The organism is Flavobacterium sp. LC2016-12 (genome assembly GCF_015351595.1).
In the GTDB taxonomy this organism is placed as follows: domain Bacteria; phylum Bacteroidota; class Bacteroidia; order Flavobacteriales; family Flavobacteriaceae; genus Flavobacterium.
Map to the genome: position 1 here is coordinate 133,175 of NZ_JADKPT010000004.1, position 12,705 is coordinate 145,879.

Sequence of the window (12,705 nt, forward strand, 5' to 3'; positions counted from 1 at the left end):
ATGAAAGCACTACATTTATTACTAATCACGTTATTTTTTACTGTTTCCCAATCCTACTCACAAGTCGAGGTAAATAAAATTTCTTATAATGGTCGTGATCGTTATATAACCACAACAATTGGGTATCCCATTCCCGGTACTTATATTCCGGCAGGACAAAAAGAGCCTAGCACCGTATTAAATCCGGACGGAACCGGAGTAATTCAGTCTGAAGATTTAAGCAAAACAAAAATGAATTGGGGAATTGAATGTACTGAAGAAGGAATTCCTGTTTTCAGAGAAGGTTTCAATAGCGCCTCTTATACTTTTTGGTACAGGCCAAATGATAGCAACGAATGGATTAACTCTCAATTTTCTATTCACTTTACCAAGAAAAAAATGTTTTTGATGGGAGAAAGAGTGAAAGAATATGTAGATTATGATGTTCAGTAATCTGAAAAAAAAATCACACATCAAATTACATAATTTTTAGTTTTTGGGAAAAATTACCCACAAAAAGAAAACGTTTTCGTTGATTTTCAAGAGTCCATATAAATTTTCCCATAAAATTCCACAAAATTAAAAATTATACCTATTTTTTATTTAATTTGCGATAAAATTCAACATATTAAACATGGTTTCAATCACACGCCTTTTTGATTTTCCCTATTATCAACAAGAAACTTATAACCTTCCGGTTGCTTTGGCAACAAAAAAAGACGGAGTCTGGGAAAAAACATCTAGCGAAGAATATATTGCTAAAGCCAATGCTGTTTCGAGAGCATTGTTGCGTATGGGCGTTCAGAAAGATGATAAAATCGCTTTAATCACCTCAAATAACCGTACCGAATGGAATGTTATGGATATTGGTATTCTGCAGACTGGTGCTCAGAACGTGCCGATTTATCCAACCATTTCTGAAGAAGATTACGAATATATATTGAACCATAGTGGCAGTATTTACTGTTTTGTATCTGATGATGAAGTACTTCAAAAAGTAAGACTGATACAGGCTAATGTTCCGACTTTAAAAGAAGTCTATTCTTTTAATGAAATTCCGGGTTGTAAACACTGGAGTGATTTATTGGCACTTGGTGAAGACCAAAGTAATCAAAACGAAGTTGAAGCAAGAAAAGACAGTATTCAAACTGATGATTTAGCTACAATTATTTATACTTCAGGAACAACAGGAAGACCTAAAGGGGTTATGCTTTCACACAAAAATATTGTTTCAAATGTTTTGGACAGCGCGCCAAGAATTCCGTTTGATCCGGGAAAAAGCACTGCGTTGAGCTTCTTGCCTATCTGCCATATTTTTGAAAGAATGATTTTGTACATCTATCAATATTATGGTGTTTCGGTATATTTTGGAGAATCAATTGATAAAATCAGTGATAACTTAAAAGAAGTTCGTCCAACTGTAATTACAGCTGTACCAAGACTTTTAGAAAAAGTTTACGATAAAATTTACGCAAAAGGATCTGAATTAACCGGTATCAAGAAAAAACTGTTTTTCTGGGCTATTGATTTAGGTTTAAAATATGAACCATACGGAGCCAATGGTGCCTGGTATGAGTTTCAGTTAAAAATTGCACGCAAACTTATTTTCAGTAAATGGAAAGAAGGTTTGGGTGGAAATTTAGATTTAATGGTTTCCGGAAGTGCCGCTTTACAACCACGTTTAACAAGAGTTTTTGCTGCTGCAGAAATTCCGGTTATGGAAGGTTACGGTTTGTCTGAAACATCTCCGGTAATTGCCGTAAACGATCAAAGAAATAAAGGATTTAAAATTGGAACGGTTGGAAAAGTAATTCGTAATGTCGAAGTTAAAATTGCTGCTGACGGAGAAATTCTTTGCAAGGGACCAAACGTAATGTTAGGTTACTTTAAAGATCCTGAAAAAACGGCTGAAGCGTTGCAAGACGGCTATTTCCATACAGGAGATATTGGCGAAATTGACAGCGAAGGTTTCTTAAAAATTACAGACCGTAAGAAAGAAATGTTCAAGACTTCTGGTGGAAAATATATTGCACCTCAGCTGATTGAAAATGCGATGAAACAATCTCGTTTTATTGAGCAGATTATGGTAATTGGAGACGGTGAAAAAATGCCGGCTGCTTTTATCCAGCCTAACTTTGAATTTGTAAAAGAATGGGCAAAGCTTCATAAAACAACTTTAGGAAGCACAAACGCCGAAATAAGTGCTAATCCGGAAGTAATTAAACGTATCGACGAAGAAGTTGAAACAATTAATGAGAAGTTTGGAAACTGGGAAAAAATCAAACGTTTTGAGTTAACTCCTGATGTTTGGTCTATCGACGGCGGACAACTTACTCCTACTTTAAAATTAAAACGTAAGATCATTAAAGAAATTTACAAAGATCTTTACGCTAAAATCTATGGTCACGAATAACATTCCAAAATAATTAACCAAGAAAAAGGCTGTCTCCCAAGGACAGCCTTTTTTAATTGCGCAAACTATAAAAGGGCAAGTTCACAAAGCTTTGTATTAATTTAGCTTTGTGAACTCTGTGTTTTCTATGACATCCTTAAATAAAAATCTTTGTGCTTTGCCTCGATTCTAAAAAAGAGCCATGACCTGACGAAGGTTTCTTTCAATTACTATATAACGCTTCTGCCATTTTATTTTGCGATTCTTTTTTCCGGAAATAGCTTTGCCGCTTTTTTCAGTCTGTTTCGCTTCTTCATTTTTACATTTTTCATGAAACTTTTTAAAAGGACGCGGTTGAAAATCAACCATAATTGCAGCCATATTAATTGCATCAATATTTACCGGATCTGTTTCGCCTTTAAAGAAAGTCTCAATAGGTCTGAACTTATCTTTTTGCTCCTTAAACTTTTTCTTTTTAGTATGATCAAAATCTAAAGAAAATAGATTTTTAAAAACATTTAAGTCATCCTGGGTTGGGTTACTCTCGAAAATAAGCCAACAAAAATCACGAAGTTTTCCACGAGAAGGCTTGTGCAAATAATCAAAGTATTTTCCGTTTTTTTCTATCTCATATTTAATTCTGATCGCTTTTTTATATTCTTTTAATGTATTGTTACGCATGGTATTTCTCTTTAGAAATTCTTGAGAATCTCAGGAAAAACGCAGGAATTCGCAGAATCCTCCAGCTGTAAGTTTTAAAAACACCCATACTTTGCCAGAGGAATATTATATAAATTGTATACAATATTCTTTGCTTCTATCTTTTCATTCCGTCGTTTAATGAGCTCTAAACCCGTTTCTTCTGCCGAAGCCAACGGAAGCTCAATACCCCTAATTATATTTGTCTGACCAACATAAGGATCAGACGTAAATACTGTTTTTTGATTCATTCTTAAATTTTATTTTTAATTAAACCCTTAGCAAATACTGCTAAGGGTTTCTTTTTTTTACTTCACGAAGATTTCCTTTAATTGACCAATGACGTTTCCGCCGCCTGAAATTGTGATTTCTCCAATTTTATCAGCGATTTTTTCAACGTATTCCATCTCTTTCAATTTCCACAGCATTTCATTTTCTTCCATCAGCTTTGCTGTGTTTAGTAAACTTCTTGTTGCAGCGGTTTCTTCTCTTCTCATGATGCTGTTGGCCTGTGCTTTTTTCTCGGCAACCAAAACCTGATTCATGATTTCTTTCATATCTCCTGGCAAAATCACGTCACGAATTCCGGCGTCAGAAATCGTCAATCCCAATTCGTTTATCTTGGCAGTTACTTCAGTCAAAATCGAATCAGCAATCGAATCTTTTTTCGCCAACAATTCATCCAGAGTCAATCCGCCTACAAAAGCTCTTAAAGCCAATTGCATAGCAACATACAATTGTTTATCGAAGTCTTTGTTATCAACCAACGCTTTCATGATATCAACAACCTGGTATCTCACAAAGAAATTGATTCTCAATCCCGCTTTATCTTTTGTCAACAATTCCTGACCCGAAATCTCCACTTGTTGTTGTCTTGCATCAACCGTTTTAACTTCGATCGTAATCGCGTTATTCCAAAAGTAGTGCGTTCCGGCTTTCAATTCTTTCACGAAAGTTCCATTTACAAACAACAAAGCTTTGTCGTTACTTGATACTATGAATTTTCTAACAAAGTATTTCAATTGATTGTGCTCCAATAAATTCACTGGAATATTCTCCGTGATTTCAATTTTGGAAACATCCACTTTTGTGAATTCATTTTTTATAATGCCTTTCCAGAAAGCATATCTTCCCGCTTGCAAAACACCTTTAAAGTTTCCGTTTACGAATTGCAAAACAATCTCGTTATCGGCCACCTCAACGATTTCCAGCATTGAAGCCAATACTTCGTTCTGCAACAAAATATTCAACTCAAATGGTGCCTGAAATGATTCATTCGTATTGTAGATCATCACATTTTTGTTTCCAAAAATCCAGTGCAATCCTTCTTCTAGTACGTTTACCAATTTTCTATTTTCGAATACCAATCCTACTTGGTAAGCCTCGATTTTAATTCTTGTAATCATGGTTATTTTTTTTAGTTTGTTTTGTTTTGTTTGTTTCAAGTTTCAGGTTTCAGGTTTCAAGTTTTGAAACCGCATAAATCTATACTCTATATTCTATACTCTATTCTCTTCCCTCTATTCTCTATATTCTATATTCTATTCTCTTACTTCTTGTTTCTTGCCTCTTGCCTCTATTCTCTATATTCTATACTCTATTCTCTCGTTAAATAAAAAAACCTCATTGCCCTTCTCCTCCGAGAAAAACGGACTAACAGTTTGTAATTTGTTTACCCTAATTGTTTTGCAATTCTATTTTGAAAAAGCGATTTTTAATTCTAAAAAAATCACTCTAACAATCAAACCGAAAAGAAAAAGCGTATTTCAAAATACATTTCTGTTCGCACTGGTTTTATCATGAGTGTGAATTAGGATCCCCAAATCCTAATTTCACTGACAAAGACAAATCAGTTTTTTTGTGGTCATCTTTTAAAGAGTGATGTTCTCTGGGATACAGATTTTGAGTCTGTGACCGCCGCTGTCAAACCGAATCCAAAAATCGGTGCAGGATTCGAACCTGCGAATTGTCTATTGCTCTAACCGAACTGAGCTATCGCATTGCTGCGAATGGGATTCGAACCCATGACACATAGAGTGTGGGATTATTTTTTGGAAAACAATCAAAACCTCCAAATCAAGTTGCATAGAAAAACATAATACGCTTTTGCGGAAAGTTCCCTACAATGGTGCTATACAGAAACACGCAACAGGACTTGTTTGATATTGTAAATCAAAGTTTCCTTTGATGAATTTCAGTTTATAAAGAACTTGTTTTATTTCTTAGACAAATATTCAAATTGTACTACGCAGTTATTCTGCGCAGTGTTTTTTTTGCCACTAAGTCACAAAGGGAAATCAACTTTGCGTCTTTGCGACTTTGCGAGAGATTGACAAAGTATAGTTAACAATACTGGCGAGTAATTTCTCGCAAAGTCGCAAAGTCGCAAAGCAAAAAAACTTAGTGTCGTTGTGCCTTCGTGGCAAACCTCACAAGCATAAAAAAAGCACCCGGTTAAAGGTGCTTTATAAATTCAACGGGATATAACTATCCTATTGCCTGTATTGATGCACCTGTATTGTTAAACATCCAAGATCTGATCCCGGGTTTAGCAGTTGTTCGTTATATATGTTTTTATTAAAAGCCATTTTATATGTTGTATTATATTTTGAAATCGTTGTTATTTTTTGAAATTCTCTTTTCAGATTTTCTTCGGCAAAGATAAAGTCGAAAAAATCAATTATCCAAATCATTTTTAAAATTATTTTATTGATTATCAGTTAATTACATTTAAACAACATCCATAAAAATCCCTGTCCGCATACTGGTGCAGATTTCTTTTTGTATCAAATGACTGTCTCTCATCAGATTACTTTTCAAGATTATATTTCACTAATTTGTTTTATCATGTAAAATTTGGTCAATTATTTTTCTAATTATTTTTAGTTAAGGGTTATTTTTTATCATTTTCTTGTCCCATTCAGCAATTTTCTTGTCACACTGAGCGGAGTCGAAGTGCATTAAAAACAAAAAAAGCGTCCCGATGAGGACGCTTTTATCTATTTATGTTGAGTTTGGAACTACAATTCCGTTTCTATTCCATAAAATGTATATGACATCCTGAGTCTTTAGCCGGAAGAAATCCCGCTAAACGATCGCTATTTTTTATTGCTGACAGGGTCATATGATTGTTTTTTTACTAATTCGAGGGCAAATGTAACGTATATTTTTATTTAATATAACTTTTTCTATTGTTTTTGTTAAAATTAAAACAAACAAAACCCATTGATTTCTTCCAGAATTTTAGTTTGGTAGCGACTTTTGATTATTTTTATCTCACTTAAATAAAACCTATGAAAGAATATATTGACAGTATCGTCTGGTCTGAAGTTTGGGAATTTTCGAAACAATTTATTTTACCCAATATTGGTTGGTTTATATTCTGGACGGTTTTATTTATTATTCTGGGCCTCATTGTAGGAATCATTTTCAATGTCTTTTTGTACAGAAAAAATATTTTCACCCGTGACAGGAAATATTACAATTGGATTGCCAAACTCTGGATTCCGTATTTTATGATCGTTTTCCTTTATTTCTTTGCTATGATTGGCCTTTTGTATGGAGGAAAATCTGTTTTGAAATCAGAAAACAAAAACATAACCGCCAATATTTATTCGAAAACAATCGGAACTACTTTTTCATCTGAAAAGGAGAAAAAAGATTTTCTGCATTCGCTTCAATTGCTTTCTAATTCTTCAGAAGATGTCAGCAAATCTTTGACCCAGGCATTGGCGCTTTATATCAAACAAAACAACAGCGGTTTACAAACTGTAGATAACTTTAAGAATTCATCGACATCGTTTTTGCTTCAAAAATACGAGTCGGAAATTTACAGCGCCTGCGTGTATGGCTTTATGAAAGTCGTTGACGACAAAGCCGACATGAAAAACGTAAAAGATATTGATTACAATAAATTCAAAACGCTTTTACAAAAACTAGATCAAATCGAACCACAAAGAATCGAAAACTCCATACAATCTGAAATAGGACGCAAATTGCAAGCCGGATTGGATCTTATTTTTAACGAAATCCTGAAACACGAATTGCTTTTTTTCCTTTTGTTTTTGATTATTCCTTTTGTGGAGTATTTTATTTATTTGAAGTTCGTTAAAAAAGCGGAACAACCCGTTAACGAAACCATTATTGTTTGATTCAGTTCTATCCGTTTGATTTCGAACAAAAAATCTATTTAAAAAAAACATACATACAATCATTTTAAAAATCCATTCCATTAAAATCCCATGAAAAAAAGTCTTAAATACATAGATGGAAATTCCGATAAATTTTGGCAAATCGAAGTTACAGGTTTAAATTATACCGTTATTTATGGAAGGAATGGAACTTCTGGAACATCACAAACAAAAAGTTTTAGTACCAATGAGGAATGTTTAAAAGTAGCGGAAAAAATATTAGCTGAAAAAATTAAAAAGGGATATTCTGAAAATGGAGATGTTAGTGTTGTTTCTAAAACAAACAATTCAAAAAGTGGTAATTCCAACCAAATTATTGAAGAATATGATGCAATTTTAAAATCGAAAAACGTTGCTTTATTATTACCTTTTCTTAAAGAAAAATCAAAAGGAAATATTGAAGTTTTAAAAAATCAGATCAAAAAAAACAAACGTCATTGGATGACTTATATTGATTTGACAAAAGAACCTGGATACAATAAAATCACAAGAAATAATTGGGATTGGGGAACTAGAGGAGATGATAAGATTAAAAATATAATTACATTAAGCGCTATCGCCTTATTTGATAAATCTTCTATTTTAGCATTTGATGAAGTATTACAAGTTTTAGAAAAGGTAAATGAGCCATATGTTTTAGAAATTTTACATTGGGCAAAACCAAATTGGATTGAAACCTACATACTAGGTAGATTTAGAAAATCAGAATGGTTAAATTTTGATTATAAAGCATTACGTTCTCTTGAAGAACAAGAATTAATAAGTTTTAATCCTGAATTAACCGCTTTGTGTTTATCAAGATTCAACAGCTGGTCAGGAAAAGTTAATGCTCGCGAATTTGTTGCTTATTTAGTAAATGATAAAATCGCCTACGAAAGAGATATTCCCCAGTTATATAACTACGAAACTGGCATACAAAATAGTACTTTTAGAGAAACTGAAAATGCTAGTTACAGAGAATGTAATACCTGGTCAATTACTTTTTTACAGTTATTGTCAGAAAACAAATTAGATAAAAAATCATTTATTGAAAATGCAATTCTAATTCAGACAAAAGAATGGAATAACAATTTAAAATTATTTTTTAGAAAAATTCTTGCCGAATTAAACCTTACTCCTGATGAGTTAATTCCATTTCAGGAAAATATTTTCACTTATTTTCATAATTCAAATCCAACGATTACTAATTATGGTTCCGAATTAATAAAAAAAATATATGATCATCCCAAGTTTAAAACTAAATCATATTTAGAGTGGCTTGAAGCATTAATGATGCGAAGTGAATGTAAAGCTGCAATAAAAAGTAATTTAATTGTTTTAGAAAAACTTAGCAAAATAAATCCAAAATTAAACAAGTTAACAGCCCTATTAATTGCTGATATTTACGTCGTATCTGATTTAAGCTTACAAGAAAGAGCAACAAAAATAATTCTAAAATTAGGCAATAAAAAAGATGCCCTTTTGAGAGAGAAACTCTCTAACTACGCTTCGTACATGCAAGGCAGTATAAAGTCGAGTTTAAGTGATTTCTTGAGTGAGGATATTTTAGCAGCGAACGAATCGTCTCTGGAACTTTATGAATTTAATCCTAAAAAATCAAAAGTGTTAATTGATGAAGTTCAAATTCCTCGAGATTGGAATGAAATTTTGTTTCTTTTCGGGCGTTTTATTTCTTCTGAAGATGTTATTGATTCTGAAACGTTATTGAATGTTTATATTACGCAAAAAGATTTATTCCCGAGTGACTATTCTGATCAGTTACAACCCTATTTAAAGCAATTAGATAAAAATCATTTTACTAGTATTCTGAAAATCTATATAAAAAATTTGCTGGTCAATAAAATTAATGATAAAAATTTCTTTTATGTACTTGATGATAAAAAGCTTGTCTCCCTTAAAACGCTTCGATCAGTAAAACCTCTTATTCAAAAAGTATTACAAAAAAATAAAGACAATTCTACTTTGCCTTTATTGTCTTTTCCAACACATAAACCACATTGGGTCGCACCTAAAATTTTATTGGAACGAATTATCTCCTATCAAACTGCGGGCGAAACTATTGATTTGGTTGATTTAAGCATTGCAATTAGCAGAATGCCCCGCGAAAATATTGAAGAAGCAATTCCGTTATTAAGCAAATTAGATGCTGACATGGAGCAATTAATGTCTTTTTGTCTGGGTGTTACAAAAGATATCAACATTCAATCAAGTTCTATCATTACTAAGTTATTTCAAAAAGCTACCGGAGCCAGTCAGAATATAGAAAAAGTTGGATTATGGGCAGCCGCTTCAAGAACATTTTATCCGAATGAAACTTTTACAGAATTCGAAAAAACATACTTAAAAGATCTTCCTTTTTTGGTCGCACCTTTTTCTCCAAAACTTGAATTTAAAGAAAAATCAAATGAATGGACAGATAGTTATACCAAAAAAATAATGCGAACAACCTGGACAGAAATTCTTTTTGAGTTACCAGATGACACATCAATTCCAAGTCATTTTTTATACAGTTTAGATATTCACAAAAAAAAAGAGCAATATACATGGATGAGCCATTTCAAACTGGAATCTATAGAAAATGCTTATTATTGGAACAGTTTAATGCCTCAAAATAATGATCCGTTAGGTTATTTATTATTAGAAAAATGTTGTAGTACTGCAGATGGAACAAATGCTGAATTAAAAGGGTTCCTTACAGTTGTGAATCAGCCTGATTTTAAATTTTCTGATATCACCTTGCTCATTTTCACTTGCTGTTTTTTTCAGGAGAAGAAAGACACAAGATTACTGGCTTCAGAAGTTTTAATTAATTTAGTTGAAAATCAAAAAATCGAAATCAATTTATTTGCAGAAAAAGTAGCTTTATTAATTTCAAATAGATACGGTGTTTTGCTTCGATTAGCAGAATCTATTATTGCTCTAAAAGATATTTCATCTTTGCATAATTCTGCCTTATTTTTACTTTTAGATGGTATTCTAAAAAACGTAGAACTAAAAGAAAAACTTCCTGCCAATTTCAAGAAATTAGTAGAAAATTACTTAGATGTTCTATCTAAAACCAATCAAAAACCTTCACCTGAAACAAAAGTTTTTTTAGAAAAGTTAAAAGAGAACAATTCCTTAAAAGTTTTAGTAAAACAAATTTTAAATTAATAGCATGACCGATCTACAATATAATTATAAAGGAATATCGACTTACAGTAAAACCAAAGGCATCAACAATTTGGTTTTGGCACATCAGACCGAAATTGAAGAAGTCAATAACATTCCGTGTTTTTTCTGGGGAAGTTTGACAGATCCTTATGTTACGGCAAAATGCTGGAGTACGATTGCCAAAGTAGTTGGTTCCAGTTTTGGACCTATTCCGCCAAGTCTTCGGGATCCTATCGTTTCGGCGGGATCTGAGCGCTTGCGTTTCGAAGGGTTTTCGTCTTGCAATGGCGTATATGTACGACTGGATATGAAGCCAGAAGCGATTGACGGAGAATTTATTGCTAACGGAACGACGAATGTCGATTTTAATGATCCGATGCTGAATGCCTTAAATGCGATTCAGAAAAACGAAAAAGTAACCCTTGCCGTTGGTCAGCAGGATATTCAGGTGATTACCAGCAAAGCAAAAGTGACCGAGAAAAAAGTGACTTTACCAATGCGGTGGATAAAAGGTTTAACGAGTGTTCAGTTGTATCTGGCAGATATGGATATTAAGTTTGAGTTGAATAAAATTCAGACCATTCAGTTGTTTCAAAGTTTACCAAAAGGAGCTGTAAAAGGTGATTTTTTTATTACCAAAAGAGCCGGAAAATTTATGTTTTCGACTTTGGCTACCGCCGACAGTGTTAGAATTGGCGGTGTACAGCGTTTGCGTTTGTTAGAAGGAATTCTGGCCATTGTAGATAAAATTTATATTTATGAATCGTCAGACAAACAAACTTGTGCGATAGTGGCCGAATTTGGAAAAATGCAGCTTTTAATGGCTTTTTCTCCCGACTCGTATCGCGGATTTTCAGGCGAAGGAAACGTATTGGAAACCATGACTGAAAATTTACCAATAGAATGGGTTTATGGATTAAACAGTTTATTAAAATCAAATGAGACTTTTGATCCAACAATGCTTTCTATAGAAAACGATATTGATTTTGGAACAATGGACAACCTGACGTCTAATTTATCTTCAATGGGATTATTAGGTTATGATTTAAGCGAAAAAGCGCATTTCTACCGCCGTCTTCCTTTTAAAACCGAACGCATTTTATCGCTAAACCCAAGACTTAAAAATGCCAAAAAACTAATCGACAATGAAGACATCGAAATCGTCGAACGAAGGGCCGACTATATCGAAGCCAAAGTAAAAGGTTCGGGCGTTTTACACAAAGTGATTATCGATGCTAATTCGCAAAGATGTACTTGTGACTGGTTTACGGCTTATCAGGGCAAAAGAGGAATTTGTAAGCACATTTTGGGAGTTAAGATGATGGTTTCTTAAAAAATTAAATTTATAAAAAGCTTTTCAAATATTAATCGGTTTTCAAACCAAAAAATCCGAACACAATCGTTGTTTAAATCGATCGATAGGTTTCAAATCGACATTGGTATCTCCGTTGAGGATATCAAAAGGATCGTCTAAACCACTAATTAATAAATACAAATAGCAAAACAAAAATGTAATGGCAGACGTTACCAGATAATCGGCTGAAGGGCTTTTGAATTTGGTAATCAGTAAAAGTGACATCACGATAAACAATATACTTTGCAGCAAGGTATAAGCCGGTTTGATGAAGTTGTTTCTCGAAATCGAATAGGCACGCGTAAGCTGTTTTCGCATCGCATTTGTATTTTCCTGTATGCCTTTTATGGCTTCTTTATCGACACCTCTTTCGGCAAAATAATAGGCAATCTCATTTGATTTTCGAATTAAGGGAAAGATAACAGTAGAATCTTTTCCGTGGGAATAAATCCATGCAATGATACCATCGGTAATGGCGATCATTTGCTCGCGTAAAAAGGTGCTGTCCAATTCCTCCTTGCACAAATCAGAAGTTCCTGTTCTTGGCGCCTTGAAAGCCAGATAAATCCAGTCTTTGATCGCTTCCAGATTCGAAGCGACTTCACCCGGGATTTTTTCACTTTCCTTAAAATCGGTCATGGTTGCCGCCAATAATAATCCGAATACGAAAAAGGCTCCGGTAAAAATAATCGTAATATCGGATAGTTCTATCAAATCGTGAAAATCCTGTCCGTAAAGAGAAAGTTTTTTGAAAACAAAATTTTTAATTATTAATATGGCCAATGCGGCAATAAGTGACTTTAAGATTATGGTTCGCTGCTGTATAAATTTCATTCCGTTTTTTTTTGGCAAATTAAAGTAATTTAATCTCGCAAAGACGCAGAGGCGCAAAGTTTTTTGGCGATGTTTGTCATTTCGACGTAGGAGAAATCCTCGCC

The 12,705-nt window shown here is 33.4% G+C and carries 10 protein-coding genes; 5 read left to right on the plus strand and 5 right to left on the minus strand.

Going from position 1 to position 12,705, the window contains the following annotated elements:
• Nucleotides 1-432: a hypothetical protein gene (locus IRZ99_RS08690; protein ID WP_194656905.1), complete on the plus strand. Its 432-nt coding sequence runs from the start codon at nt 1-3 to the stop codon at nt 430-432.
• A 181-nt stretch (nt 433-613) separates the two neighbouring features.
• The gene (locus IRZ99_RS08695; RefSeq protein WP_194656906.1) at nt 614-2,392 is read left to right on the plus strand and encodes a long-chain fatty acid--CoA ligase; all 1,779 of its coding nucleotides are present in this window, start codon (nt 614-616) and stop codon (nt 2,390-2,392) included.
• A 168-nt stretch (nt 2,393-2,560) separates the two neighbouring features.
• On the opposite strand, the gene IRZ99_RS08700 is transcribed toward IRZ99_RS08695, so the two are convergent.
• The 4 genes from IRZ99_RS08700 to IRZ99_RS08715 all read right to left on the minus strand — a co-directional run bounded on the left by IRZ99_RS08700 (nt 2,561) and on the right by IRZ99_RS08715 (nt 5,763).
• Nucleotides 2,561-3,052, minus strand: coding sequence for a hypothetical protein (locus tag IRZ99_RS08700; protein ID WP_228519058.1), 492 nt, complete (start codon nt 3,050-3,052; stop codon nt 2,561-2,563).
• A 74-nt stretch (nt 3,053-3,126) separates the two neighbouring features.
• Nucleotides 3,127-3,321, minus strand: a complete 195-nt coding sequence (locus IRZ99_RS08705) for a hypothetical protein (RefSeq protein WP_194656907.1) — start codon at nt 3,319-3,321, stop codon at nt 3,127-3,129.
• 57 nt (nt 3,322-3,378) lie between these two features.
• Nucleotides 3,379-4,476, minus strand: coding sequence for a slipin family protein (locus IRZ99_RS08710; protein WP_194656908.1), 1,098 nt, complete (start codon nt 4,474-4,476; stop codon nt 3,379-3,381).
• Nucleotides 4,477-5,562: 1,086 nt separating this feature from the next.
• Nucleotides 5,563-5,763 carry a hypothetical protein gene (locus tag IRZ99_RS08715; RefSeq protein WP_194656909.1) on the minus strand — a complete coding sequence of 67 codons (201 nt, stop codon included), beginning with the start codon at nt 5,761-5,763 and terminating at the stop codon, nt 5,563-5,565.
• 600 nt (nt 5,764-6,363) lie between these two features.
• Between IRZ99_RS08715 and IRZ99_RS08720 the strand changes: the two genes are divergently transcribed.
• The 3 genes from IRZ99_RS08720 to IRZ99_RS08730 all read left to right on the plus strand — a co-directional run bounded on the left by IRZ99_RS08720 (nt 6,364) and on the right by IRZ99_RS08730 (nt 11,746).
• A complete protein-coding gene (locus IRZ99_RS08720; RefSeq protein WP_194656910.1) occupies nt 6,364-7,221 on the plus strand; it encodes a hypothetical protein in 858 nt (285 codons plus the stop codon).
• Between the two features lie 90 nt (nt 7,222-7,311).
• The gene (locus IRZ99_RS08725; RefSeq protein WP_194656911.1) at nt 7,312-10,413 is read left to right on the plus strand and encodes a DUF6493 family protein; all 3,102 of its coding nucleotides are present in this window, start codon (nt 7,312-7,314) and stop codon (nt 10,411-10,413) included.
• A gap of 4 nt (nt 10,414-10,417) precedes the next feature.
• Entirely contained in the window at nt 10,418-11,746 is a 1,329-nt protein-coding gene (locus IRZ99_RS08730) for an SWIM zinc finger family protein (protein ID WP_194656912.1), read from the plus strand.
• A gap of 42 nt (nt 11,747-11,788) precedes the next feature.
• Here IRZ99_RS08730 and IRZ99_RS08735 read toward each other — a convergent pair whose 3' ends face one another.
• The gene (locus tag IRZ99_RS08735) at nt 11,789-12,601 is read right to left on the minus strand and encodes a hypothetical protein (RefSeq protein WP_194656913.1); all 813 of its coding nucleotides are present in this window, start codon (nt 12,599-12,601) and stop codon (nt 11,789-11,791) included.
• Between the last annotated feature and the right edge of the window lie 104 nt (nt 12,602-12,705).